A 25,411-nucleotide genomic window follows, 5' to 3' on the forward strand; every position below is an offset into this window, starting at 1 on the left:
CACCGACACGGTTGTGTCGCCGCCGACCCGACGCACCCCCATGACCGACCGCGACTCCGAACCGCCGGCCGCGACGGATCCGTCCGGGTCCCGCCGCGATCGCGCCCGCGCGAGCCTCCTCGGGGTGGCCTGCGGCGACGCCCTCGGGCGCCCCGTCGCCGGCGACGCCCCGGCCGCCGTCCGCGACCGCCACGGCCGCGTGACCGAGATGCTCGGCGCCGACGGCCGCCCCGCCGGAACGACTACCGACCCAACGGCCGCCGCCGTCGCCGCCGCCGAGCGACTGCTCGACCGAGCAGACGCCGCCGTGAGCGCCGACCTCGACCCGCCATCGGCGGACCGCCCCGGCGCGCTCCTCGCCGCCGTCCCGTACGGCTGCCTCGCGGGGGACGCACACGACCGTGCCGCCGCGGCTGCCGAGGCCGCCCTCGTAGCCGGGACGGCCGCCGGCGACGATGTCGCGGCCGAGTCGTCCGCAGCGCTCGCGACGGTCGTGGGTGAACTCGTCGACGGCGAATCCGTCGCGGACGCGGTGTCGACGGCCATGAGCGTCGCCGTGGCGCGGGACGCGCCGGTTCCAGTGCGCGAGACGCTGTCGGTCGTCGGCGACCGCGGCGCCGTGACCATCGACCCCGCGGGCGACCCGGCGGCGGTGTTCGAGACGGCGCTCCACGAGGCGGTCGCCGCGGCGGACGCCGAGGAGGCGATCGTCTCGGCGGTCAGCCGCGGGGGGCACGCGAGCGTGCTCGGCGCCGTCGCCGGCGCGGTCGCGGGGGCACGCTTCGGAGCGGTCGAGGAGGGGGACGCGATCCCGGCGCGCTGGCTGAACGAACTCGGCGGGGCGGCGGATCTCCGGGCGCTCGCCGACGCGCTCGTCGCGCGGGAGGTCCGGATCGACTCCGGGGTCGACACCGACGGGGACGCCTGAAGCGACTGCAGTGGGAACCCGTGTCACCGTTCCCGAAGCTTCGTGAGGGGGGCCGTCATCGGATCGGCCGTGCACCACGACTACCACGTCCACTCGACGTACTCGGACGGGTACTTCATCGAGTTCATGGCGACGGCGGCCGCGGAGGCGGGGCTGTCCGGCATCGGCATCGCGGACCACTGCGTCGTCTCGGAGGACCCGGCCGAGGACCGCTACCGCCGCGAGATGGGGTTCAACCTCGACCTCACCTACGAGCGCCGCCGCGACGCGATCGAGCGACTGCGCGACCGCGTCGACGTGCGCCTGTTCGACGCGGTGGAGTTGGACTACGAGCCCCGCGACGAAGCGGCGATCGCGTCGTTCCTCGAGGAGGCGGAGTTCGATTACGCGATCGGGAGCGTCCACGACCTGGAGGACGTGAACGTCCACGTCCGCGACTACTTCGCCGACAAGTCCGAGCGGGAGCGTCGCGCGCTCGTCGACGAGTACTTCGAGAAACTGGTCGCGCTCGCGGAGTCCGAGCTGTTCGCCATCGCGGCACACCCGGACCTCGTGGAGCGGAACCCCGCCCTCCGCGGGCTTGCGACCCGGGATCACTACGACCGCGCGGCCGCGGCGTTCGCGGAGTCGCGGACGGTGCCCGAACTCAACGCCGGGCGCGTGCTCGACGACTACGGCGCGTTGCACCCCGCGCCGGGGTTCCTCGACGCGCTGGCCGACCACGGCGTCGCCGTCGCGGTCGGCACCGACAGCCACCGGCCGGCCGCCATCGAGCCCCGCGTCGAGCGAATCGACGCCGAGTTGGCCGAGCGCGGGCTGGAGCCGGTTCGGGTGATGGACGTCCCGGACGCCAGTTGACTGCGAGAATCCCGCGGTTATTGGATGTGGCCTTCCTCGCGGAGCTGCTGGGCGTCGTCGGACTCGTAGCGCCAGACGACCTCCGCCTTCTCGTCCTGCCAGTCCCACGGCTCGGCGATGACGATGTCGCCCTCCTTCACCCACGTCCGGAACCGCATCCGGCCGGGGATCCGGCCCATTCGCTCCTCCCCGTCGGCACACCGGAGGGTGACCCGGCGGCCGCCGAGCATGTCGGTGACGGTTGCGAACACCTGGTTGTCGTCGGGCATCCTCAGTGGCTTCCGATTTCCTGTGTCGTCGCTCATGGACGCGGGTAGGTGACCGAGTGGGATAAGTACGTGTATTCGGCGAGCGACGGACGCCGGCTTCGACAGCCGACGGCCGACACCGGTCGCGTCCGACTCGGTCCCCTCAGCGGTCACGTCCCGCGGTTTTCGGTCGTTCGCTAAAACTCCGTTTAGGGAGGCTTTTTCCGGCGTCGACCCATACCCTGGAGCGATGACCGCACTCGCGACGACGATTCACGTCGGTGGTGGCCGATGAGGGGGAACGACCAGCAGGCGTACGACCGCGGCACGTCGCTGTTCTCCCCGGACGGTCGGATCTATCAGGTCGAGTACGCCCGCGAGGCCGTCTCCCGGGGCGCGCCCTCCGTCGGCGTCCGCACGAGCGAGGGCGTCGTGCTCGCGGCGCAGGCGCAGGCGTCCTCCAGCCTGATGGAGTCGGAGTCGATCGAGAAGCTCCACAAGCTCGACGACCACGTCGGCACCGCCAGCGCGGGCCACGTCGCCGACGCCCGCCAGCTCATCGACTACGCCCGCCGGATGGCACAGGGCAATCGCCTGCGGTACACGGAGCCGGTCGGCGTCGAGACGTTGACGAAGTACGTCACCGACCACATCCAGGAGAACACCCAGCGCGGCGGCACGCGCCCGTACGGCGCCGCGCTCCTCGTCGGCGGCTTCGAGGACGGCAAGCCACGCCTGTTCGGCGCCGACCCCTCGGGGACGCCCCACGAGTGGAAGGCGACCGCGATCGGCGGGTCCCGCCAGGAGATCCAGGAACTCCTCGAGGAGGAGTGGAGCGAGGAGCTCACGCTCGATGACGGGATCAGCCTCGCGCTGCGCTCGCTGTTCGAGGTCAACGACGAGCTCACCCCGAACGATGTCTCGCTTGCGACCGTCTCCGAGGACGGCTACACCGCCTTCACGGCCGACGAGATCGCCGACCTCGTCGAGGGTCTCGATCTGAATACCGAGGAGGACGCGGACGACGACGCGGACGACGAAGCCGAAGAGTAACGCGCTCGCTCGGCCGCGACGCGGTTCGAACCGGGTTCCGTTTTCTCGACCCGTGCTCCGGCGACCGCGTCGGCGACGCCGACATCGGACCGGTCGATTCAACGGCGCCGGCGTCGTACCACGGACGATGACCGACGACGCGCTCGCGACGACGCTCGATCGGATACGCGTGTTCCCGATCAAGTCGCTCGACGGAGTCGACGTGGACGCCGCAACCCTGGCGCAGGCCGGCGGGCTCGCCCCCGACCGCGAGTTCGCGATCCTCGACGCCGACGGCGACTACGTGAACGGGAAGAACGAACGCCGGATCCACCGCGTGTCGGCCGACTTCGACCTCGACGGTCGGACCGTCGACCTGGCCGTCCCACACGACTCGGACGCACCTGCTGCCGCCGCCTTCCACCTCGACGACGACCGCGACGGGATCGAGTCGTGGCTCGGGTCGTTCCTCGGGTACGACGTGTCGCTGGCGGGCGAACGCGCCGGCGGGTACCCCGACGACACGGAGCTGCCCGGCCCGACGGTGATCTCGACGGGGACGCTCCGCGAGGTCGCCTCGTGGTTCGACGGCGTGACGGTCGACTCGATGCGACGACGCTTCCGCGCGAACGTCGAACTCGCGAGCGAGGAACCGTTCTTCGAGGACCGCCTCGTCGCCGAGCCGGGCGAGCGCCTCCGCGTCCGCGTCGGCGACGCCGAGCTGCTCGGGGTGAACCCCTGCCAGCGCTGCGTCGTTCCCTCCAGGAACCCCGACACAGGGGAGGAACTCGACGGCTTCCGAACCCGCTTCATCCGCAAGCGCGAGGAGACGATGCCCGACTGGAGCGGCGGCGGGCGCTTCGACCACGCCTTCCGGCTGATGGTGAACACCGAGGTTCCGGAGGCGAGCGTGGGAACGACGCTCCGCGTCGGCGACGACTTGCGGATCCTCGGCGTCGAGAACGAGTGAGAGTCTGGCCGCGGTCGGGGGTCGGGGGCGCCCTACTCCGCGTGCTCTTCGTACTCCTCGGGCGTGTACGTCTTGATCTCTAGGGCGTGCACCTCCCGCGTCATCGCGTCGCCGACGGCGTCGTACACGAGTTCGTGCTGCTGGACAAGCGACTTCCCCTCGAAGGCAGGGGAGACGACGACCGCGGCGAAGTGGGCGTCCTCATGGTCGGGGTCGGGCGCCCGCGGGGTCGTGACGGTCGCCTCGCAGTCCTCGATGCCGGCCTCGATGGCCGCCTCGACCTCCTCGGTGCTCATGCTCATGGGCGAGGGTGGGCGGTCGTCGGGGAAAAAGCGGTCGGTGCGGGCGGCGACATCGGCGGACGCGCGGTCCCGACGGGCTTACGACCCGAGGCGGGAAACGGGCGGTCGTGAGCGCCGGCACCGCCGAGGGCGACGATCCGGCGGATGCGGTTCGCGAGCGGTTGCTGTCCGAGCACGGCTCGCTGTTCGACGCCGTCGACGCCGTCGCCGACGCTGTCGCCGACCGGTGGGACGGTCCCGACCGCGGCGACGCTCCCCGAACGGCCGATCGCGACGCGGTGGTCCCGACGTTGCGCGCGGCACTCGTGGCCGCGGACGTGCTCGACCGTCTCCCAGCATTGCTCGCGACGGGCGCGAACGCGCTCGGCGTCGACCTGCCGGCCTCGCCCGTTCCGGCCCCGCCGTACCTCGTCGTGACCGCGACCGGGCCCGTGGTGCGGGCGACGCTCCCCGACCGGGGGCGACTCGTGATCACCGTCCGCGTGTTCGACGTGGACCGAACGGGCGCGTCGCCGCGATACCGCCGGCTCGATCGCGGCGTTCGCGAGACGCTGACCGTCGAACTCCGGTAACGCCGGGTGGAGGACACGACACCGTGGAGTTTTCACCCGGGACGTGAACCCCGAGATATGACCGAGATCGTCGACTACGAGCTGTACGCGGTGCCGCCACGGTGGCTGTTCTTGAAGCTGGAGTGTGCCGACGGCTCCGTCGGCTGGGGCGAGCCCGTCGTCGAGGGACGCGCGCGCACCGTCCGCGGCGCCGTCGAGGAGCTCGTCGAGGAGTACCTGCTCGGCGAGGACCCCGCGCCCGTCGCCGACCACTGGGAGCGGCTCTACCGCGGTGGATTCTACCGCGGCGGCCCCGTGCTCATGTCCGCCATCGCGGGGATCGACCAGGCGCTCTGGGACCTGAAGGGCAAGCATCTCGGCGCGCCCGTGCACGAGCTGCTCGGCGGCCCGGTCCGCGAGCGCGTCCGCGTGTACCAGTGGGTCGGCGGCGACCGGCCCGCGGGCGTCGCGGAGGCGGCCGAGGCGAAGGTCGACGCGGGCTTCACCGCGCTGAAGATGAACGCGACGCCGGAGCTGGAGCGCGTCGAATCCCCGGACACGATCGATCAGGCCGCCGAGCGCCTTCGGACGGTTCGAGAGGCCGTCGGCGACGAGATCGATATCGGCGTCGACTTCCACGGCCGCGCGACGAAGACCGCGGCGAAGCAACTGGCGGCGGCGCTGGAACCCCACGACCCGTTCTTCATCGAGGAGCCGGTCCTGCCGGAACACAACGACGCCCTCGCGGACATCGCCGCGAGCACGAGCACCCCGATCGCGACCGGGGAGCGGATGTTCCATCGCACCGACTTCAAGGAGGTGCTGGAGACGAACGCCGTCGACGTGATCCAACCGGACCTGAGCCATGCGGGCGGCATCACCGAGTGCCACCGCATCGCGTCGATGGCCGGCGCCTACGACGTGTCCGTCGCGCCGCACTGCCCGCTCGGCCCCGTCGCACTGGCGTCGTGTCTCCAACTCGACGCCGTCGAGCCGAACGCCCTCATCCAGGAGCAGAGCCTCGACATCCACTACAACGAGACGAGCGACGTGCTCGACTACCTCGCGGACCCCTCGGTGTTCGAGTACGAGGACGGCTTCGTTCCCGTGCCGGACGACCCGGGGCTCGGCGTCGACATCGACGAGGACGTGCTCCGCGAGCGCGACGGTCACGACGACTGGCACAACCCCGTCTGGCGCCGTCCGGACGGCAGCGTCGCCGAGTGGTGAGTCGGCGACGGAGCGGCGATCCCAGACTACCCACGGCTGTATCGGGGTAGTCCGAGGCGACGACGCCGAACAACCGCCAGCGACGATGACCGGACCGGGAACAGGGCGGGACTGAAAGGGGCCGGCGTTCTGCGGTCGGTGCGGCCGGCGCGCTCCTCGGTCGCTTCGCTCCCTGCGGTGCTCACCGGTCCGCTCGTTCCCGCAGAACGCCGGGGGCTTTCGGACGGATCGTCGCAGCAACTGTCACCGTGACGGCGGTCACGATCACCGCGCCGAGCACACCGACGACCCCGCCGACGACACGGTCCGATCACGAACCAAGCATCAAGTCACCCGACCGAGACACGTAACACGAACAATGACCAGCTACGACACCTCCGCCATCGACGAACTCGAACCGCGAGCGCGATACGAGAACAAGGTCGCCGTCGTCACCGGCTCGACCCGCGGGATCGGCGCGGGCGTCGCCAAGCGCCTCGCCGCCGAGGGGGCACAGGTCGTCGTCACCGGCCGCAGCGCAGACGCCGGGGCGGAGACGGTCGCCGCCATCGAGGACCTGGGCGGCGAGGCCGTCTTCGTCCGCGCGGACATGCGCGAGCCCGACGACATCGCGGCGTTGTTCGAGGCCACCGCCGACGAGTTCGGCCGCCTCGACGTGCTGGTGAACAACGCCGGCGTCGAGACGTACACCGCCGCCGACGAGGCCGAGCTGGACGACTGGAACTTCGTCCTCGAAACCGACTTCCGCTCCTACTGGCTCTGCGCCAAACACGCCCGCGAACACATGGACGAGGGTGCCATCGTCAACATGTCCAGCAACCACGCGTTCGCGACGACGCCGAGCATCTTCCCGTACAACGCCGTCAAGGCGGGGATCAACGGGATGACCCGCGCGATGGCGATCGATTTCGGCCCCGACGTGCGTGTGAACACGGTGAACCCCGGCTGGGTCGCCATCGACCGCACCACCGGCGACATGGACGAGGAACGCCGTGAGGAACTCGCGAGCATCCACCCGACCGGCCGGATCGGGACTCCGGGCGACGTGGCCGCCGCGGTCGCGTTCCTCGCGAGCGACGAGGCCGGCTTCGTGACCGGCGCGAGCCTGACGGTCGACGGCGGCCGCGACGCCGTGTTGCAGGACGACTTCCTCCCCGACTACCGCGAGCGCCGCGAGGAGTAGCGAGGCGCCGACCGCCGCTTCGCCGCGACTCCGGCGGAGGTAAACCGCCGCGTCCCCTGCCCCCGGATATGAACCCCGACGAGGTCCGCGACGACTGGGCCGAGCGCGAGGGAGAGTTCTCCCCGCGCTACTACGCCGAAAAGGGCCCCGACGACACGAGCGACGCCCTCCTGTCCGCCATCGAGTTCTATGTCGGCACCGACGCCCGGGTGCTCGAACTCGGCTGCGGCTCCGGTCGACACCTCGAACACCTCCGCCGCAACGGCTTCGACCGGCTCACGGGCGTCGACATCAACGACGAGTCGTTCGACGTGATGGCCGAGTACTTCCCCGACCTCGCGGAGTCGGGCGAGTTCCACACGGGCGCCATCGAGGACCTGCTCCCCGAGTTCGAGGACGACGCCTTCGACGCCGTCTATTCGGTCGAGACGCTCCAGCACGTCCACCCCGAGGACACCTGGGTGTTCGAGGAGGTCGTCCGCGTCGCCTCCGACCTGCTCGTGACGGTGGAAAACGAGGGCAACGGAGCACAACGGGGCCGCGAGGGCACCGAGGTGAGCTACGTCAACGACGAGTTCCCGCTGTATCACCGCAACTGGAAGGACGTGTTCTCCCAGTTGGGCGGCGTGCAGGTCGTGAAGGAGCCGACGAAGCGGGACACGGTCCGGGCGTTCAAACTCGCGTAGGGGGCTCGGATCGAGGGCGGCTCGCGTTCTACCGGTCGGTCCCGCTTTCTTACTGGGCGGCTCGCCACAGGGAGCTCGCCGCCGCTGCGCCGAGACGCTCGCTCCGCTCGCGTCTCGCTTACTGGGCGGAGCGGCACAAGGACCGCTCCGCCGTCATGCCGGGACCTCCCTACGGTCGGTCCCGCTCACTTCCCCTCGAATTCCGGCTCCTCGTCGGACATGAACGCCATCACGCCCTCCATGAGGTCGTCGGTGTTCATCAGCTGACCGAACGCCTGCGCCTCGATCTCCAGCCCGGCGTCGGTGTCGTCGCGCCCGGCGAGCATCGCGCGCTTCGTGTAGCGCTGGGCGACCGGCGGACCGCCGGCCAGATCCTGCGCCAGCTCCATCGCGCGTTCCTCCAGCTCGTCGTTCGCGACGACCTCGTTGAGGAAGCCGTAGTCGGCCATCTCCTCGGCGTCGTAGCGCTCGGCGGTGAAGATGATCTCCTTGGCGCGCCCCTCGCCGACGATGTGGCGCAGGCGCTGGGTGCCGCCCCAGCCCGGCAGGAGGCCGAGGTTGTGCTCGGGCTGGCCCAGCTCCGAGCGCTCGGAGGCGACGCGCAGGTCCGCACAGGTGGCGAACTCCATCCCGCCGCCGAGGCAGAAGCCGTCGATGCCGGCGACGACCGGGAGGTCCGAGGACTCGAACTTCCCGAACGTCGACTGCCCCTTCCGGGACAGCTCGACCGCGTGCAGCGGGTCGCCGCCGCCGGCGGCCATGCTCTGCACGTCGGCGCCGGCGGAGAAGGCGCGCTCGCCCTCGCCGGTGACAAGCACCGCGCGCACGTCGTCGTCGGCCTCCAGCTCGTCGATGGCGACGCCGAGCTCGTCGAGCAGCTCGCCGGAGATCGTGTTCATCCGGTGGGGGCGGTCGAGGACGATGTGGCCGACGCGCCCCTCGCGCTCGATGCGGATCGTCTCGAAGTCGACCGTGCCCTCGGCGGCGGTGTCGTCACTGCCGTAGAAGCCGTGACCCTCGTCCACGAGGTCGCGGAGGAAGTCGACCGCCTCGTACCGCTCGGCGCCCGTCTCCTCGTGGCGCTCGTCGAGCGTCTCGAGCAGCGCGTCGAGGCCGACCGAGTCGGCCATCTTCGCGGGCCCGTCGGGGAAGCCGGCGCCCAGCTTCACCGCCTGGTCGATGTCGCCGGCGTCGGCCACGTCGTTGCCGATCAGGCCGGCGACCTCGTTCGCCATGACCGCGAGCAGGGCGCGCTTGACGCCCTCGTCGGCCTCGTCGGAGGGCACCTCCGCGCCCGGGCCGTCCTCGTAGTCGTAGAAGCCCTTCCCGGTCTTCTTCCCGAGGTTCTCGTTGTCGACCTTCTCGACGAGGAGCGGGCACGGCTCGTAGGCGTCGCCGAGCACCTCGTGCATGTACTCCAGCACGTGGACGCCCACGTCGATGCCGACCTGATCGGCCAGCTCGAAGCTCCCCATCGGGAGCCCCATGTCGTACTTCGTCGTGGAGTCGACCGCCTCGATTGTCGCCTCGCCCTCGTGGACGAGCCACGCCGCCTCGTTCATCAGCGGGACGAGCACGCGGTTGACGATGAACCCGGGCGAGTCCTTGCGGACCCGGACGGGCGTCTTGCCCATCCGCTCGGCCACGTCCTCGACCAGGTCCATCGTTTCCCCGGACGTGTGGGCGCCGGAAATGACCTCGACGAGCTGCATGCGCACCGGCGGGTTGAAGAAGTGCATCCCGCAGAAGCGCTCCTCGCGCTCGGTCACCTCCGATAGCTCCGTGATCGAGAGGCTGGAGGTGTTCGACGCGAAGACGGCGCGGTCGGGCGCGTGCTCCTCGACCTCGGCGTACACGTCCTTCTTGATGTCCATCTTCTCGGGCACCGCCTCGATCACGAGGTCCGCGTCGGCGACGGCGTCCTCGACGGGGACGACCGGCGTCACCCGATCGAGGGCGGCGTCGGCCTCCTCCTCGGAGATCTGGTCCTTCTCGGCGAGCTTGCCGAGCGACCACTCGATCTGGTCGTAGCCGTTCTGGACGAACTCCTCGTTGATATCCCGCAGGTTCACGTCGTACCCGGCGAGCGCGGCGACCTCCGCGATACCGTGGCCCATGTTTCCGGCGCCCAATACCGCGACCGTGTCTACGTCATCAACGTCCATGTGACTCGCCTCGAAGTCCCCCCGATTCAACGTTTCCCTCCGTCGCGACGGGAACACGACACCAGTTTTCCGGAGTTGCTCGCTCCGCCTCGAATCGCCTCTCGACTCCCCCATATCCTCCCCCCGATCCCCGAAAGCCGTTTCTCGCCCGCGCCCCCACCACGGGGTATGCCAGTGGATGCGGACGCCGACGCGTTCGACGAGCTCGACCCGAGCGACCGCGAGGCGCTCTCGGCGCTGCGCGACGACGACCTGCTCGGTCCGGTGATCGACCGACACGGACCGCTCACGATCGAACCCGCCGCCGATCCGTTCGAGCGACTCGTCGTGTCGATCCTCCGCCAGCAGGTGTCGATGGCGTCCGCGAAGGCGACGCGCGAGCGCCTGTTCGACGCCGTCGAGGTGACGCCCGCGGGCCTGCTCGCGGCCGAGGAGGCGACGCTGAAGGACGCGGGGCTTTCCCGACAGAAGACGCGGTACGTGCGCAACGTCGCCGAGGCGTTCGCCGACAACGACTGGGACCACGAGGCGTTCGCCGCGATGAGCGACGACGAGGTCCGCCAGGAGTTGACCGCGATCACCGGCGTCGGCGAGTGGACCGCGAACATGCAGTTATTATTCACCCTCGGTCGTCCGGACGTGTTCCCCGTCGGCGACCTCGGGATCCGGAAGGGGATGGAGGAGCTGTACGGCCGGGAGATGAGCCGCGGGGAGATGGTCGAGGCGGCCGAGCGGTGGGCGCCGTACCGCAGCTACGCGTCGCTGTACCTGTGGCGCGCGAAGGAGGACATCGCCGCCGGCGTCGACGAGGTCGTCGGCGACGAGTAGGGGACGGGACGGGACGGCGAGCGTCCGCACCGACGTTCCCCAGGAACCGCGTCGCCACTCGGCGATAACTGAACTCGAGAGAGCGAGAAGCGGCGAGCCGACTTACAGCTCGACCGCGCTCTTCTGTCCGAGCGACTCGGGCACCGTGAAACGGATGCTCGTCGTCGCGCCGGCCATCGTGTTGATCTTGATCGTCACTTCGTCGCCCTCGGTGAGTTCGTCGCCGCCGGTGAACTCGCTCACGTCGAACACGAGGTTCAGGCGGTCGTCGGCGTCGTTGAGGACGTTATCGGAGTTGTCGGCGTCCTTCACCGCGACGTAGGAGAACTCGTCGCCGCTGGGAGCACCCCCGTCGCTGTAGTTCGAGGTCGTCGACGTCAGCTGGTAGGTCCCGCTGGAGCCGATCCACGACACCGTCGCGTTCTGGATATCTATCTCGCCGGCGCCGGGTGCCTGCGTCACCGTCACGTTCACGAGATCGATCTTGCCGGCGTCGGTCACGTTCCCGACGGTGGCGACCTCCTGCACGCGGTCGCTGACCTGCTTACTGCTCTGTTGACCCGTTTCCTGCGACTTGCTCTGGAGGAAGCCGGCGGTGTTGATCAGGACGCCGGCGGCGATCGCCGCCACCAGCACCATCGCGATGAACACGATGAGCGTCCCGATCCCGACCTGCCCGCGCTCTTCCTCGTCCGTGATGAATTCGAACATTGTGTCTCGTTCCGACCCGTCCGCGACGGCGGATCGGGTATACCCGGATCGGCGCCGAGCGCGTTGATATACCTTCGCCGCCGAGTTTCAGCGTCGATAACGGGACGGGCCACGTCGTCGCCACTGCGGTCGGGAAGCGTCGAATGAACGGAAAACGGGAATGAACGGAAAACTGGATGCCGAACGGGCGCGCCTCGCGGGCGGGATCGGTCGGTCCGGTCAGGAAGACGCGAACCGCGTGGATCGGGATTACTCGTCGTCGGCGTCGTCGTCGCCGTCGTCCTTCATCGTCTGGAGCTGTGAGACCAGGTCGTCGGTGGAGGCGCCCGCCTCGAAGCTCGCCTCGCCCTCGTGTTCGTTCTCGTGGGCGTCGACGGTCGAACCGTCGCCCGCGTCGCCGCCGTCGTTCTGTTGACGCTCCTGCTCGGATTCATCGTAGCTCCCGAAGCCCATACCCCACAGTGGTGAGCCGAGAGGGATAAGCGACCCGGCCTGTCGGGCGAGTGTGAGTCGCTGCCGCATTACTCCTCGCAACCTTCCTACTCCTCGCTTCCCTCTTCTTCTTCCTCGTCGCTCTCGGGGTCACGACCCTCGTCGGCGCGGCGCTGCACGTCGACGCGGTAATGCTGGAGGATGTCGCGTCCGAGGAGCACGGGGTACTCCATGTGCGAGCGGTCCTCCACGCTAGCCGTGACGGTGTGCTGCTCGCCGCCGATGCCGACGACGAGGTCGACGACCGGGCGGGCCTTTCCCGACTTCACGGAGCCGGACTTGATCCGGGTCATGCTCTTGATCGGGCCGGCACCGATCTCGGCGGCGAGCTTCGTGTCGATCGACGAGCGCGTCGCGCCGGTGTCGGACTTGGCGAACGCCTGGGTCGACCCCTGCGTGCCGGCCACGTGGACCTCCTCGATGTAGCCGATGAGCGTGGTCTGGCCGTCGTTGATCCGGCGCTGCGGCGGCATGCACGACGGCGTCGAGTCGTCGAGCACCGCCGACAGCTCGGCGACGCTGTCGTCGTCGACGGCGCCGCCGCCGCGCTCGATCGCCAGCCGAGCGATGTGGGGAGCCGGCGAGCGGCCGCTCGCCTTGAACAGCCCCTTGAACCCGGCGGTGGGGTTGACCTCCAGTACGTACCACCCGTCGTACCCCTGGACGAGGTCGACGCCGGCGTAGTCGAGGCCGATCGTCTCGGTCGCGTCGAGCGCCATCTCCCGGACCTCCTCGTCGAGGGTCTCGGTCGCGTCCTCCACGTCGCCGCCGAGCGCGACGTTGGTCCGCCAGTCTCCCTCCGGCGCGTAGCGGTTCATCGCGGCGACGACCTCGCCGCCGACGACGTACACGCGGGTGTCGTGGTGTCGCGCGTCGTCGCGGTCGATGAGGTCCTGGAGGAACGCCTGTCTGTTCCCGACCATCGGGTTGACCGGCTCGTCGAGGGGGATCTTCCAGGTGCCGCCGCCGTGGGTGCCGATCGCGGTCTTGTACACGCCCTCCTCGCCGAAGCGGGCGCGGCCCTCGTTGAGGCGGTCGTTCGACAGCGCCAGCAGCGCGTCCGGAACGCGGACGCCGGCCTCAGCGAGCGCGACGGCGGAGGCGAACTTGTGCATCGCCGTGAGCACCGCCGACGGGTCGTTGAGGACCGGTCGCGCGCGGCCGAACGTGTGGGCGAGGCCGAGCCCCTCGGCCGGCTGTTCGATGTTCGACAGCAGCATCCGGTTGGCGATCACGTCGACCTCCGGCTCGATCGTGACCTCGCCGTCCTCGATGCTGACGGCCGCGTTTTCGCGACGGAGCCACACGGGCTCGTGACCGAGCGCCTCGATCGCGTTACAGATCGCCTTCGTCTCCTTGCTCGTGTGCAGCGAGAGTACGCCGACGCGTACCGGATCTCCACTCATACAAACTGACTCGGCGGCGGCGTCAAATGTGTCCCGGTCGGCCGAACGGCGTGCGAGTCGAGTGCACGCACCGCCGTCGACACGTTGCCGGGCTGTCGACCCGTCTGGCGGCCGACGCGGTAGTTTATCACGCTCGGTCGCACACCGGCGATCATGACCGACGCCGACGCCTTCACGTACAACGGGGGCCGGGTGGACCCGGGGGAGCGACAGAACATCCGGTTCGTGGTGTCGGAGACGTACCTCGGCGACCCGGTTCGGATCCCGGTGACGATCATCAACGGCGAGCGGCCGGGGGCGACGGCGTTCCTCTCGGCGGCAGCCCACGGCGACGAGCTCAACGGCATCGAGGTCGTCAGGGAGGTCGCCCACGAGTGGGACCTCTCGGAGCTGTGGGGGACGCTCATCTGCCTACCCGTGTTGAACGTCCCCGGGTTCCTCGCCCAACAGCGCTACCTTCCGGTGTACGATCGGGACCTGAACCGCTCGTTCCCCGGCTCGTCAGACTCGACGAGCGCCAAGCGGATGGCCGCGCGCATCTACACGAACTTCATCGAGCCGTGCGACTTCGGCCTCGACTTCCACACGTCGACGCGGGGGCGGACGAACATGATCCACGCCCGCGCAGACATGGGCGATTCCGACGCCGCCCGCCTCGCCCGCGCGTACGGGACGAACGTCATCATCGACAGCGAGGGCGCCTCCGGGATGTTACGGACGGAGGCGGTGACCGACGGCATTGCGGCGATCACCGTCGAGATGGGCGAGGCACACCGCTTCCAGCGGGCGCTCATCGACGAGGCGCTCTCCGGGGTTCGATCCGTGTTCGCCGAGTACGGCATGCTCGAGGCCGAGCAGGTTCGCTGGCCCGGCTGGCGGACCGTGATCACCGAGGAACGCGAGAAGACGTGGCTCCGGGCCGACGCCGGCGGGATGGTCGACATGCACTTCGAACGAGGGTCGCTGGTCCACGAGGGCGACACGGTCTGTACCATCACGAACCCGTTCAAGGACGACAACGTCGCCGTCGAGGCGCCCTTCACCGGACTCCTCGTCGGGATCCTCGAGAACCCGGTCGTGTACCCCGGGAACCCGCTGTGTCACCTCGTCGAACTCGACGAGCGAACCCGGCGGGTGGTCGAACTCGACCAGAGTCCGTCCGGGACGGTGGCGTAACCGACCGCCCGTTCACTCGACGACGCGCAGGTCGGGAGCGACGACGACGCTGCTCCCTCCGTCCGGCGGCTCGAAGGCGACGGTCCCGTCCTCCCGCGGGGAGGCAGACCACGCGAGGAACCCGCCGAACCGCCGCCAAGCGGCCTCGCCGGCGGCGATCCGTTCGGCGGGTTCACTCCGCTGCTCGGGACGGGCGTCGATCCCGTCGGCTCCGGGGTTCCCGAACAGCGGGTGGGTCACGCGCCCCCTGCCGCACGTCTCGCAGACGACCTCCGCGAGGACGGGATACGCGGCGTGACAGTCGGGACAGATCCCGTCGCGATCGTGGTCGAGACACTGCCTGAGTCGACCGTCGACGACGCCCCCGCACTCCAGACAGACGCCGTCGACCATGGGTCGCAGCCGGCGTTCGAACACTCGGTGTGCCCGCCGGAACAGCGGGGTCGGATCGAGCTGTTCGACGACCGTCGGCGGAAGGACGATCCCCGTGATCGTCCCCGCGGGGCACTCTCCGGCGCCGAAGAGCCCCTCGCAGGCCGAACAGCAGGTGAACAGGTGGTGGTCGGCGTAGATCACGTGCACGTCGCCGCCGCAGCGGGGACACCGCGCGTCGACCGGCTCGGCCTCGAGGTCGGCGTCGCCGTCGACGATGCCGCGCTCCAGCAGCCGAACCGTCTCGCGGCCCGGTTCGAGCAGCCGGTAGCCGCCCGGGGTCTTCTCGACGAACCGGCCGACCAGCTTCCCGAGGTGGTAGCCGAACTTCCCGCTGTCGGGCTCCCCGACGGCGCGGCGCAGGTCGCTGTAGGCCATCGGGTCGGTCCGGGGACCAGCACGCTCCTCGTGGTCGGCGAGCACGCGGAGTATCGACAGCCGGAGGTCGTCGCCGAGAAAGGAGAACGCGTCGACCGCGCGTTCCGTCGAACGATCGGTCACTACCGGGCGTGCGGTGCACGGCGGCATAACCTTCACGCCGGCGGACACCTTCGCCGAGCCCTCTGCGATCCGGCGGGTACACGGCGTCTTCGTTCGGTTGGTCGGTCACACGAGGGCCCGACGCCGCGGCGATCCGTCGCGCGGGCGTGCGAGTGCGTCACGTAACTACTATACCCCCATAGGACGGAGCCACGGACGTATGAGCCAGTCGTATGACAGGGGCCTCGTCGAGGACTTCGGTCGGTGGCGGGAGTTCTCGGCGGGGATGTGGGCCTGGGTGTTCCACAAGTTCACGGGCTGGGTGCTCGTGGGCTACCTGTTCACCCATATCGCCGTGCTGAGTACCGCCATCTCCGCGGCCGGGCAGACGCAGCGGATCGCAGCCGAGAACGACGTGTACACGATGGTCATCCAGAACCTCGAGAGCCTGCTGGTCGTCCGCATCCTCGAGGTCGGGCTGCTCGCGGTGGCCGTCTTCCACATCCTCAACGGCTGCCGGCTGCTGCTGGTCGATCTCGGGATCGGGCTGGAGAGCCAGGACAAGAGCTTCTACGCGTCGCTGGTGCTGACGGGCGCCATCGTCGTGGCGTCGGTGCCGACGTTCCTCTCGGGGGTGTTCGGCTGATGGCCGAGCGCTACTCCTCGTTCGAGACGGGCGGGCGCCGGTGGCTGTGGCAGCGCATCACCGCCGCGTTCCTCGTGGTGGTGCTCGCGTTCCACTTCTTCCTGCTCCACTTCGTCAACCACGCCGACGAGGTGACGTTCCTTGCCTCGAGCGCCCGGATGACGGACCTCACCTACTACTCGCTGATGGTGCTGTTCCTCGTCACGGCGACGTTCCACGGCGTCAACGGCGTCTACAACGCCTTGGAGAACCAGGGGCTGACCGGCACGAAGAAGCAGGTCGTCAAGTACACGCTGATCGCGGCGAGCCTGGTGCTCGTCGTGCAGGGGATCCGCACCGCGAACGCCTGGGCGGGGCTCCCCACCTTCTGACAATGAGCACGCAAGTTCCAGAGACGGAGACGGAAACGGAGACCGAGGCAGAGACCGAGGTCGAGCACGACGAGCCGCTCGCCCCCGCACAGGAGGAGCGGATGCGCAAGAAGGCGGAGGCCCGCGCCGACCGCGAGGAACGCGCCCGGCGGGAGGCCGCCGAGCGCGCCGAGGGCGACGACGACACCTACCACCTGAAGGTGTTCCGATTCGACCCCGAGGTCGAGGGGAAGCAGGAACCCCGCTTCGACGACTTCCACGTCCCCTACGAGAAGGGGATGACCGTCCTCGACGCGCTCATCTACGCCCGGGACACGTTCGATTCCTCGCTCACGTTTCGGCACTCCTGCCGGCAGGCGATCTGCGGGTCGGACGCGCTGTTCGTCAACGGCCGCCAGCGCCTCGGCTGCAAGACGCAGCTGTCGGACCTAGACCAGCCGGTTCGCGTCGAGCCGCTCCCGCACGCGGAGGTCGAGAAGGACCTGGTCGTCGACATGGACCACTTCTACGACCAGATGGAGGCGGTCGAGCCGTACTTCGACGCCGACGAACTCCCCGACGGCGAGCTCGAGGAGCAGCGCCAGACACGGGAGAACCGCGAGAAGGTGAAGATGTCCACGCGGTGTATCTGGTGTGGCGCATGCATGTCCTCGTGCAACATCGCCGCGGGCACCAACGAGTACCTCGGCCCCGCCGCGATCAACAAGGCGTACCGTTTCGCGATGGACGAGCGCGAGGGGGAGGACCGCAAGCAGCACCGGCTCAACATCCTCGAGCAGGAGAACGGCGTCTGGCGGTGTCAGACCCAGTTCTCGTGCACCGAGGTGTGCCCGAAGGACATCCCGCTGACCGAGCACATCCAGGAGCTCAAGCGGGAGGCCGTCAAGAGCAACCTGAAGTTCTGGTAGGCTCGGGCGGCTCAACGGCCGGTATCGACACGCGATTGAAGTAGACGGAACCCGAAGCGCGGGTACCAACTACCCGACGGGAGTCGGCGCCCGCGCGGCGAACAGCGATCGAACGCGGACACACGCACGAACCGAACGCGGACACGGACCAAACACAACACACGACACATGTACGAACACGACGTCATCGTGGTCGGTGCCGGCGGCGCGGGACTCCGCGCTGCCATCGCCGCCCAGGAGGAAGGCGCGGACGTGGCCATCGTCTCGAAGCTCCACCCGGTGCGCAGTCACACCGGGGCCGCGGAGGGCGGCATCAACGCGGCCCTGCGCGAGGGGGACTCGTGGGAGGACCACGCCTACGACACGATGAAGGGGTCGGACTACCTCGGCGACGCCCCCGCCATCGAGACGCTCTGCAAGGACTCCCCGAAAGAGGTCATCCAGCTCGAACACTGGGGGATGGCGTTCTCCCGCGAGGAGGACGGCCGCGTCTCCCAGCGGCCGTTCGGCGGCCTCTCGTTCCCGCGAACGACGTACGCGGGCGCCGAGACCGGGCACCAGCTGCTCCATACGATGTACGAGCAGCTCGTCAAGCGAGGCATCACCGTCTACGACGAGTGGTACGTCTCGGATCTCGCCGTCACCGACGAGGAGCGCCCCGAGGACCGCACCTGTCACGGCGTCGTCGCCTACGACATTCAAAGCGGCGAGCTGTCGGGCTTCCGCGCGACGGAGGGCGTCATCCTCGCGACCGGCGGGCTCGGCCAGGTGTTCGATCACACCACTAACGCGGTCGCCAACACCGGCGACGGCGTGGCGATGGCCTACCGCGCGGGCGTCCCCATCGAGGACATGGAGTTCATCCAGTTCCACCCGACGAGCCTGCCCAGCACGGGCGTGCTCATCTCCGAGGGCGTCCGCGGCGAGGGCGGCATCCTCTACAACGCCGAGGGCGAGCGCTTCATGTTCGAGTACGGCTACGCCAGCAACGACGGGGAGCTGGCCTCCCGCGACGTCGTCGCCCGCGCGGAGCTGAGCGAGGTGAACGAGGGCCGCGGCATCGACGACGAGTACGTCCACCTCGACATGCGCCACCTCGGCGAGGAGCGCATCATCGACCGTCTGGAGAACATCCTCCACCTCGCGAAGGACTTCGAGGGCGTCGACGGGCTGGAGGAGCCGATGCCCGTCAAGCCCGGCCAGCACTACGCGATGGGCGGCATCGAGACCGACGAGAACGGCGAGACGTGCGTCGGCGGGCTCTACGCGGCCGGCGAGTGTGCCTGCGCCTCGGTCCACGGTTCGAACCGCCTCGGCGGCAACGCGCTGCCCGAACTCATCGTCTTCGGCAAGCGTGCGGGCGCCCACGCCGCGGGCAAGGACCTCGGCACCGCCGAGATCGAGACGGGCCAGCGCGGCGAGTACGAGGTCGGCGAGGTCGACACCCCCGTCCAGCCCGGCGAGGTCGAGCCCGCGGGCGGCGAGAGCGACGCGGTCGCCGACGGCGGTGTCGCCGCCGAGACCGGCTCCGGCGACGGCCACGACATCGTCGAGCGGGCGGTCACCCGCGAGCGCGAGCGCGTGCAGTCGCTCATGGAGAAGGACGAGGGCGTCCAGCACGCGGAGATCCGTTCGGACGTGCAGGAGTCGATGACCCGGTACGTGAACGTCTTCCGCGAGGAGGAGGGCCTCAAGCGGGCGCTCGAGGACATCGCGGAGGCGCGCGAGCGCTACCGGGACGTGTTCGTGAAGGACCCCTCGCGCACGTTCAACACCGACCTCATCCAGACGCTGGAGACGCGCAACATCCTCGATCTGGCGGAGGCGATCACCCTCGGTGCGCTCGCGCGCGACGAGTTCCGCGGCGCCCACTGGCGCGCGGAGCACCAGGAGCGCAGGGACGACGAGTGGCTCAAGCACACGATGCTGTCGTGGAACGACGGCTCGCCGGAACTGTGGTACAGGCCGGTCATCCTCGAGGGCGAGGACAAGGAGTACGAGCCGAAGATCCGCTCGTACTGACTACTCCCGTTCGCGACGTCCGCGCCTTCTCCCGTCGTCGCTCGCCGTCAACAGTCGAAACTCCCGGCCCGATCCCGGGGACGATGGATTTACTCGAATTCGCGTACTTCGTTGATACCCGCCGAGACCCGTACGATCGGCCGTTCGAGGCGATTTCGACGTTCGTCGTACCATGGTTTTACGTGTGTCGAAGCGTTGGATGCGTTCAAGATGGCTACGACGCACGCGGATGCGGTCGAGGAGCAGTCGAACACAGAGACGCCGATGACACGGCTTCCGGACGGGGTCTCCTCGCCCCGGGCGAAGCTGGTGTATCTGTACCTGGCGACCCACGGCGCCGTCTGTGAGGACGACCTCTGTGACGGGCTCTCGATGAAACGGATCTCGCTGTACGCCATTCTGAAGACGCTGCGTGAGGCGGGTCACGTCGAGAAGGCCGACGGTCGCTACGCGCTGGCGTAGAGAAAGCCTGAGATTTTCCACGACAGTCCCGAGCCCCTCAGCGACCGCGCCGCGTCGCGGATGGGAGCGGTGTGACGTGTGTGCTAACTGCGTGTCGTTCCCCGACGCCTCACGGTCCCGGCGAGAAGTCGGGCGCGTACGCGACCTCCCACAGGTTCCCGTCCGGGTCGGCGAAGTAGCCCGAGTAGCCGCCCCAGTCGGCGTGTGTCGCCGGCTTCACCATCGTCGCGCCGGCGCGTTCGGCCTCCGCGAGCACCTCGTCGACGCGCGCCTCGCCGTCGACGTTGTGCGCGAGCGTGACGCCGGCGAACCCCGAGCCCGCCGGGTCGACCCCGACGTCGGCCGCGAGCGCCTCGGGCGGGTACAGCGCCAGCCACGTTCCTGACAGTTCGAAGAACGCGATCTCGCCCTCGGAGTCGTGTTTCGGGAGCCCGAGGCCGTCCTCGTAGAACTCGACGGCGGCCGCGAGGTCGTCGACGCCGAGCGTGACGATGCTGATCGTAGGGTCCATCCGGAAACGGACGCGTCCGGGGACGCTGAACCTGTCGGCGTCGCCGACGACGGGCGCGGCGCCGTGTCGGCCCGGGCGCGGGTTCCGTGCCCCTCAGCCGCCGAGGAAGTCCTTGCGGACCTGCTCGTCGTTCAACAGCGCCTCGCCGGAGTCGACGTAGGCGTTCTCGCCGTTGACGAGCACGTAGCCGCGGTCACAGCGGCGCAGCGCCTGCTTGGCGTTCTGCTCGACCATGAGGACCGCGGTGCCGTCGTCGTTGATGCGGTCGATGCGGTCGAACATCTCCTGCACCAGATCGGGCGCGAGCCCGGCGCTTGGCTCGTCGAGTAACAGGAGGTCGGGGTCGAGCATGAGCGCGCGACCCATCGCGAGCATCTGTCGCTGGCCGCCCGACATCGTGCCCGCGCGCTGGTCCGAGCGCTCCCGGAGGATCGGGAAGCGGTCGTAGATGACCTCGATCTGCTCCTCCGGCACCTCGTCGAGGATGTACGCGCCCATCTCGAGGTTCTCGCGCACCGTGAGGCTCTCGAAGATGTTGTCGTTCTGCGGGACGTAGCCGATCCCCTCGTGGATGATCTCGTCGGGCTGGAGGCCGTGGATCGGCTCGTCGGCGAACTCGATGGTGCCGCCCATGTAGCTGGTCAGCCCGAACACGGACTTCATCACGGTCGACTTGCCGGCCCCGTTCGGGCCGACGATGGTGACGTACTCGCCGTCGCCCACGTCCAGGTCCACGTCGGTGAGGATCTGGAGGTCGCCGTAGCCGGCGTCGAGGTCCCGAACCCGGAGCAGACTGTCCTCCGGGTGCGTCGCCGCGGCCGCGCGGGTTGCGCCCGTCGACCCGTCGGCGTCGGCCGGGTCCTCTGTCGCATCGGTATCCGCCGGCGGCTCTTCGGTCGCCGTCGCGCCCTCCCGGGTCGCTTCGCTCTCGGCTTCATCCGAGGACTCGCGCTGCTCGTCCTCGCGGGTCGCTTCGCTGTCTCGCGGGTCGCTTTGCTCCCCGCTCGACTTCTCGGGGCGCTCGCTTTGCTCGCGCCCCGCACTGCTCCCCGCTCGGGCCGGGGGCTCGCTGCGCTCGCCCCCGCTCTCGCCACTCATACGTCGCCTCCGAGATACGCCTCGACGACGCGTTCGTCGTTCGTGACCTGTTCGGGGGTGCCCTCCGCGAGCACCGACCCCTGGTGCATGACGATGACGTGTTCGCAGTTGTTCATGATGACGTCCATGTCGTGTTCCACGAAGAGGAACGTGTTCCCCCTGTCCCGTAGCTTGTGGATGCGGTCGAGCAGCTTCTCCTCCAGCGTCGGGTTGACCCCCGCCAGCGGTTCGTCGAGCAACACCATCTCGGGGTCGGTCATCAGCGCACGCGCCATCTCCAGCAGCTTGCGCTGACCGCCCGAGAGCGTCCCCGCGTACTCCTGGGCGAGGTGGTCGATCTCGAAGAACTCCAGCTGCTGCCACGCGCGTTCGAGGAGCTCCTCCTCCTGTTCGACGACCCGGCCGCGCAGCCCCGGGACGACCGCGTTGGTGAGCCGCTCGCCGACCTGCCGCTTCGGCGCCAGCATCATGTTCTCCAACACGGTCATCTCGGGCAGCTCGCGGGCGATCTGGAACGTCCGAACGAGCCCCTGTTGGGCGATCGTATGGGGCGCCATCCCGGTGATGTCGTCCCCGCGGAACGTCACCCGCCCCGCGCTGGGAGTGTGCACGCCGGTGATACAGTTGAACGTCGTCGACTTGCCCGCGCCGTTCGGGCCGATCAGGCCGGTGAGCGACCCCTCGGCGACCGAGAAGCTCGCGTCGTCGACGGCGGTGATCCCGCCGAAGGTCTTGCGGAGGTTCTCGACGACCAGCGGGTGTTCGTCGGCGTCGCGTGCACCCTGTGCGGTCGCCTGCGACGGATCCGGGTCGGCCGAGTCGTCGGCCTCGCCGCCGGTCGCGTCGGCGTCCGGCCGTCCGGACGCGTCCTCCGCGCTCATTGTGCACCTCCGTCGTCGGCGGCGTCGTGGCCGCCGTCGGGACGGGTCAGCGGGATCGCCGCGGCCTCCTCCTTGCGGTGGCCGAGCAGTCCCTCGGGACGCCGCTGCATCAGTACCACGAGGATCACGCCGACGAGGATGAATCGCAGCGCCGAGACGTTGCCGAGCATGAACGCGAGGAACGGGAGCACCTCGCCCTCGATGAACGGCCCGACCGCCGCAGGGAACGTGCTCGGCGTGTCGCCGAAGTCGACGAAGTTGGTGACGACCCGCCGGACGTACACCGGGCCCTCCCAGAGCGCGCCCGCGAACAGCGCGCCCCCGAGGACGCTCCCGGTGTTGGAGCCGGCGCCGCCGATGATCAGCGCGACCCAGATGTAGAACGTGATGATCGGCCGGAAGGCGCCGGGGTTGGTGAACCCCTGACTCCCCTGCCAGAGGATGCCGCCCAGCCCCATCAGCCCGCAACCGAACATGAACGCGACGATCTTGAAGCGGTTCGTGTTCTTCCCGAGCGACTTCGCGACCGTCTCGTCCTCGCGGATCGCCTTCAGCACGCGGCCGAACGGGGAGTTCCCCGTGCGGACCAGCAGGACGTAGAACAACGCGACGAACCCCGTGAGCACGAGGACGTACGCCCAGTTGCTGATAACGGGGGGTTCGACGGCGAGATCGAGCGTGAACGCCGGTAGCGGGACGACCCCGAGCCACGACGATCCGGGCGGGATCAGCTCGATCCGGAGGTCACGAAACAGCGGGAACAGGACCGATCCCAACAGCGCGGGCTCCGCGCCGGCGCCGAACCCGTCGTAAAACAGGAGCCTGACAGGGTTGCCCGGCATCGTGATGCCCGTCGCGCCGCCGGTGCCGGTCGTGACGCCGGCGACGGTGAACTCCTGGAGCGTCCGGGAGTTGAGCGTGAGCCGGATGATCTCCGAGAACGCGACGGTGACGATGGCGAAGTAGTCCGCCCGGAGCCGGAGCGCCGGAAGCGCCGCGACCAGTCCGACGAGGGCGGCCGCGAGCACGCCGCCGAGGATACCGATCGGGAGCGGCAGCCCCAGCCCGGGCACCGACGTGGCACCGGCCTCCGTGGGCGAGGAGAGGATCGCCATTACGTACACGCCGACGGCCATGAACCCCGCGATGCCGATGTTGAACACCCCCGCGTACCCCCAGTGGAGGTTGAGCGCGAGCACCATCATCGCGTACACCGCGGTGAAGAACAACACCGAACTGAGCGCGCCCATGAGCCCGTTGAACGGGAGCCCGAGCGCGACCGCGAACACGAAGAAGACGACGACGACGTGCCCGAGGATGATGAGCAGTTTGTCGACGTCGGATTCCATCCACCGGTCCTCGAGCCACGCGACGTACGGCTCGCTCGGCGGCGCCGTGGCGACGTACAACACCCCGACGGTGATCGAGAGGTAGACGAACCAGATGAGGCTCCCCCCGATCGGGAGCGTTCCGAGGTCGAAGCCCGCCACGAGCGCGAACAGCACGCCCCCGACCAGCAGATGTCCGATCGCGGTCGCCCACGCCGTCGCGCCGCCCTCGCGCCAGCGGTCGCGGAACCACTCGCGGTACGGCGTCCAGCCGGGGATCGTCCGGCTATCCTCCTCGCTGGCGTCCGCGGTCCGTTCGCCCGCGTCGACGGATTCCGTCGGGGAGCTCACGCAGTCGTCACCCCCGAGAAGATGCCGTCGGGCTTGAACAGCAGCACGAAGATCATGACGCCGAAGGCCGCGACGGTGGAGAACTCGCTGGGGAGCCACACGAGCGCGATGCTCTGTGCGATACCGATCGTGACGCCGCCGAACATCGCGCCGTAGATCGAGCCGATCCCGCCGAGGATCACCGCCGCGAAGATCAACAGCAGGAGGACCCAGCCGAACTGGAAGTTCATCGCCCCGCGTTCGAGCGCGATGAGGAAGCCGCCGGCGCCCGCGAGCCCGCCGCCGATGATCCACGTAAAGCGGACGACCCGTTCGGTCGGGATACCGGTGACGCGCGCGAGGTCCTCGTTGTCGGCCATCGCACGCATCGCCTTCCCGAGCTTGGTCGTCTGCAGCAGGAGGTGAACCCCGAGCATCAGCCCGGCCGCGATGAGCACGAGCGCGACCTCGTGCCCGCCGACCTCGAACCCGCCCCCGAGCGCGAGCTGTGGCACCGACTGCGCGTCGGTGAGTCCGCGGGTGCGCTGTCCGAAGACGATGTAGATCGTGTACCGCAGCGCCAGCGCGACGCCGATCGAGGCGATGAGCAGCGAAATGCCGCCCTCGTCGCGCATCGGCTTGTACACCAGCCGGTCGATGACGAGCGAGAGCACGACCGTGGCCGCCGCCGCGACGATCAGTCCTGCGACGATCGCCAACGGTGTCGCGAACGCCGACACGCCCAGGTCCCTCGTCGAGACCGAGCCGATGAACAACAGCGTCGTCAGGTCGAACTGCCCGGCGCCGGCGAACACCCACGTCACCGCCCAGCCGGCGAACGCGCCGGAGGTCACGTAGTCGCCGTGGCCGAAGTTCGCGAAGTTCAGGATGCTGTACGTCATCGAGAGCCCGACGCCCGCGAGCCCGATAGAGAGCCCGACAACGAGCCCGTCCCACAGGAACGAGGCGAGTTGCCCCGCCGTGAGGCCACCGGGGGCGGCGAGTTGACGGACGAGATCGAACGCCAGAAGCCCGATGATGCCGACCACGACGAGGACGAACGGCCGCGAGACGGCCAGGTCTCTGCCGCGTGAGTACGTTTCGCTAATGCCCATTGATATTCCTTCTCACGATTCGTGAGGTACCCCGACGCACTTAACCATTCTCTCACCCGCA

At 69.3% G+C, this 25,411-nt stretch carries 27 protein-coding genes; 15 read left to right on the forward strand and 12 right to left on the reverse strand.

The genetic code is table 11. The features are described from left to right. The first annotated feature begins 40 nt into the window (after nt 1-40). Together K6T50_RS03200 and K6T50_RS03205 are read left to right on the forward strand one after the other, a co-directional pair. Entirely contained in the window at nt 41-928 is an 888-nt protein-coding gene (locus tag K6T50_RS03200) for an ADP-ribosylglycohydrolase family protein (protein WP_222607985.1), read from the forward strand. Between the two features lie 69 nt (nt 929-997). After that, nucleotides 998-1,786 carry a PHP domain-containing protein gene (locus tag K6T50_RS03205; RefSeq protein ID WP_222607986.1) on the forward strand — a complete coding sequence of 263 codons (789 nt, stop codon included), beginning with the start codon at nt 998-1,000 and terminating at the stop codon, nt 1,784-1,786. Nucleotides 1,787-1,803: 17 nt separating this feature from the next. Here K6T50_RS03205 and eif1A read toward each other — a convergent pair whose 3' ends face one another. After that, nucleotides 1,804-2,091, reverse strand: a complete 288-nt coding sequence (gene eif1A, locus K6T50_RS03210; protein WP_159668491.1) for a translation initiation factor eIF-1A — start codon at nt 2,089-2,091, stop codon at nt 1,804-1,806. A gap of 234 nt (nt 2,092-2,325) precedes the next feature. Here eif1A and psmA point away from each other — a divergent pair, with 234 nt between their 5' ends. Next, nucleotides 2,326-3,087: an archaeal proteasome endopeptidase complex subunit alpha gene (psmA, locus tag K6T50_RS03215; protein ID WP_222607987.1), complete on the forward strand. Its 762-nt coding sequence runs from the start codon at nt 2,326-2,328 to the stop codon at nt 3,085-3,087. A 127-nt stretch (nt 3,088-3,214) separates the two neighbouring features. After that, complete coding sequence (locus K6T50_RS03220; RefSeq protein WP_222607988.1) at nt 3,215-4,036, forward strand: MOSC domain-containing protein; 822 nt, start codon at nt 3,215-3,217, stop codon at nt 4,034-4,036. Nucleotides 4,037-4,068: 32 nt separating this feature from the next. Here the strand turns inward: K6T50_RS03220 and K6T50_RS03225 are convergent, their stop codons facing one another. Further along, nucleotides 4,069-4,332, reverse strand: a complete 264-nt coding sequence (locus K6T50_RS03225; protein ID WP_222608808.1) for a BolA family protein — start codon at nt 4,330-4,332, stop codon at nt 4,069-4,071. Between the two features lie 113 nt (nt 4,333-4,445). Here K6T50_RS03225 and K6T50_RS03230 point away from each other — a divergent pair, with 113 nt between their 5' ends. From K6T50_RS03230 to K6T50_RS03245, 4 genes are all read left to right on the forward strand, one after another. Then, complete coding sequence (locus K6T50_RS03230; protein ID WP_222607989.1) at nt 4,446-4,910, forward strand: DUF7988 family protein; 465 nt, start codon at nt 4,446-4,448, stop codon at nt 4,908-4,910. Between the two features lie 57 nt (nt 4,911-4,967). Next, nucleotides 4,968-6,119 (forward strand): galactonate dehydratase, encoded by a 1,152-nt coding sequence (dgoD, locus tag K6T50_RS03235; RefSeq protein ID WP_222607990.1) that lies wholly within the window; start codon nt 4,968-4,970, stop codon nt 6,117-6,119. Between the two features lie 358 nt (nt 6,120-6,477). After that, nucleotides 6,478-7,302, forward strand: coding sequence for an SDR family NAD(P)-dependent oxidoreductase (locus tag K6T50_RS03240; protein WP_222607991.1), 825 nt, complete (start codon nt 6,478-6,480; stop codon nt 7,300-7,302). Nucleotides 7,303-7,370: 68 nt separating this feature from the next. After that, a complete protein-coding gene (locus K6T50_RS03245; RefSeq protein WP_222607992.1) occupies nt 7,371-7,988 on the forward strand; it encodes a class I SAM-dependent methyltransferase in 618 nt (205 codons plus the stop codon). Nucleotides 7,989-8,173: 185 nt separating this feature from the next. Here the strand turns inward: K6T50_RS03245 and K6T50_RS03250 are convergent, their stop codons facing one another. Then, nucleotides 8,174-10,153, reverse strand: a complete 1,980-nt coding sequence (locus tag K6T50_RS03250) for a 3-hydroxyacyl-CoA dehydrogenase/enoyl-CoA hydratase family protein (RefSeq protein WP_222607993.1) — start codon at nt 10,151-10,153, stop codon at nt 8,174-8,176. 168 nt (nt 10,154-10,321) lie between these two features. Between K6T50_RS03250 and K6T50_RS03255 the strand changes: the two genes are divergently transcribed. Further along, on the forward strand, nt 10,322-10,981 hold the full coding sequence (locus K6T50_RS03255) for a DNA-3-methyladenine glycosylase family protein (protein WP_222607994.1): 660 nt from the start codon (nt 10,322-10,324) through the stop codon (nt 10,979-10,981). A 102-nt stretch (nt 10,982-11,083) separates the two neighbouring features. Here the strand turns inward: K6T50_RS03255 and K6T50_RS03260 are convergent, their stop codons facing one another. The 3 genes from K6T50_RS03260 to K6T50_RS03270 all read right to left on the reverse strand — a co-directional run bounded on the left by K6T50_RS03260 (nt 11,084) and on the right by K6T50_RS03270 (nt 13,590). Beyond that, nucleotides 11,084-11,692: an archaellin/type IV pilin N-terminal domain-containing protein gene (locus tag K6T50_RS03260; protein ID WP_222607995.1), complete on the reverse strand. Its 609-nt coding sequence runs from the start codon at nt 11,690-11,692 to the stop codon at nt 11,084-11,086. Nucleotides 11,693-11,941: 249 nt separating this feature from the next. Next, nucleotides 11,942-12,145 carry a DUF5786 family protein gene (locus K6T50_RS03265; protein ID WP_222607996.1) on the reverse strand — a complete coding sequence of 68 codons (204 nt, stop codon included), beginning with the start codon at nt 12,143-12,145 and terminating at the stop codon, nt 11,942-11,944. A gap of 86 nt (nt 12,146-12,231) precedes the next feature. After that, nucleotides 12,232-13,590: a RimK family alpha-L-glutamate ligase gene (locus tag K6T50_RS03270; protein WP_222607997.1), complete on the reverse strand. Its 1,359-nt coding sequence runs from the start codon at nt 13,588-13,590 to the stop codon at nt 12,232-12,234. Nucleotides 13,591-13,743: 153 nt separating this feature from the next. Between K6T50_RS03270 and K6T50_RS03275 the strand changes: the two genes are divergently transcribed. Beyond that, nucleotides 13,744-14,766 (forward strand): succinylglutamate desuccinylase/aspartoacylase family protein, encoded by a 1,023-nt coding sequence (locus K6T50_RS03275; protein WP_222607998.1) that lies wholly within the window; start codon nt 13,744-13,746, stop codon nt 14,764-14,766. A gap of 12 nt (nt 14,767-14,778) precedes the next feature. Here K6T50_RS03275 and K6T50_RS03280 read toward each other — a convergent pair whose 3' ends face one another. After that, nucleotides 14,779-15,699, reverse strand: a complete 921-nt coding sequence (locus K6T50_RS03280) for a DUF7351 domain-containing protein (protein ID WP_222607999.1) — start codon at nt 15,697-15,699, stop codon at nt 14,779-14,781. 199 nt (nt 15,700-15,898) lie between these two features. On the opposite strand from K6T50_RS03280, the gene sdhC reads away from it, so the two are divergent. The 5 genes from sdhC (at nt 15,899) to K6T50_RS03305 (ending at nt 20,087) form a co-directional block, all read left to right on the forward strand. Next, nucleotides 15,899-16,324 carry a succinate dehydrogenase, cytochrome b556 subunit gene (gene sdhC / locus K6T50_RS03285; protein ID WP_222608000.1) on the forward strand — a complete coding sequence of 142 codons (426 nt, stop codon included), beginning with the start codon at nt 15,899-15,901 and terminating at the stop codon, nt 16,322-16,324. Further along, entirely contained in the window at nt 16,324-16,695 is a 372-nt protein-coding gene (locus K6T50_RS03290; RefSeq protein ID WP_222608001.1) for a succinate dehydrogenase hydrophobic membrane anchor subunit, read from the forward strand. Before sdhC ends, K6T50_RS03290 begins: the two co-directional genes overlap by 1 nt. Nucleotides 16,696-16,697: 2 nt before the next feature. Beyond that, the gene (locus tag K6T50_RS03295) at nt 16,698-17,603 is read left to right on the forward strand and encodes a succinate dehydrogenase/fumarate reductase iron-sulfur subunit (protein WP_222608002.1); all 906 of its coding nucleotides are present in this window, start codon (nt 16,698-16,700) and stop codon (nt 17,601-17,603) included. A gap of 168 nt (nt 17,604-17,771) precedes the next feature. Continuing rightward, nucleotides 17,772-19,625, forward strand: a complete 1,854-nt coding sequence (locus tag K6T50_RS03300) for an FAD-binding protein (RefSeq protein WP_222608003.1) — start codon at nt 17,772-17,774, stop codon at nt 19,623-19,625. A gap of 210 nt (nt 19,626-19,835) precedes the next feature. Beyond that, nucleotides 19,836-20,087, forward strand: a complete 252-nt coding sequence (locus tag K6T50_RS03305; RefSeq protein ID WP_345778651.1) for a MarR family transcriptional regulator — start codon at nt 19,836-19,838, stop codon at nt 20,085-20,087. A gap of 109 nt (nt 20,088-20,196) precedes the next feature. Here K6T50_RS03305 and K6T50_RS03310 read toward each other — a convergent pair whose 3' ends face one another. From K6T50_RS03310 to K6T50_RS03330, 5 genes are all read right to left on the reverse strand, one after another. After that, nucleotides 20,197-20,598, reverse strand: a complete 402-nt coding sequence (locus K6T50_RS03310) for a VOC family protein (RefSeq protein ID WP_222608004.1) — start codon at nt 20,596-20,598, stop codon at nt 20,197-20,199. Between the two features lie 93 nt (nt 20,599-20,691). After that, nucleotides 20,692-21,696, reverse strand: coding sequence for an ABC transporter ATP-binding protein (locus K6T50_RS03315; RefSeq protein ID WP_225935359.1), 1,005 nt, complete (start codon nt 21,694-21,696; stop codon nt 20,692-20,694). After that, nucleotides 21,693-22,577 carry an ABC transporter ATP-binding protein gene (locus tag K6T50_RS03320; RefSeq protein WP_222608005.1) on the reverse strand — a complete coding sequence of 295 codons (885 nt, stop codon included), beginning with the start codon at nt 22,575-22,577 and terminating at the stop codon, nt 21,693-21,695. The genes K6T50_RS03315 and K6T50_RS03320 overlap by 4 nt, the downstream gene beginning before the upstream one ends. After that, on the reverse strand, nt 22,574-24,256 hold the full coding sequence (locus tag K6T50_RS03325) for a branched-chain amino acid ABC transporter permease (protein ID WP_225935360.1): 1,683 nt from the start codon (nt 24,254-24,256) through the stop codon (nt 22,574-22,576). Before K6T50_RS03325 ends, K6T50_RS03320 begins: the two co-directional genes overlap by 4 nt. Then, nucleotides 24,253-25,350, reverse strand: a complete 1,098-nt coding sequence (locus K6T50_RS03330) for a branched-chain amino acid ABC transporter permease (protein WP_222608006.1) — start codon at nt 25,348-25,350, stop codon at nt 24,253-24,255. Before K6T50_RS03330 ends, K6T50_RS03325 begins: the two co-directional genes overlap by 4 nt. Between the last annotated feature and the right edge of the window lie 61 nt (nt 25,351-25,411).

It is taken from the genome of Halobaculum magnesiiphilum (assembly GCF_019823105.1).
Taxonomy (GTDB): Archaea; Halobacteriota; Halobacteria; order Halobacteriales; family Haloferacaceae; genus Halobaculum; species Halobaculum magnesiiphilum.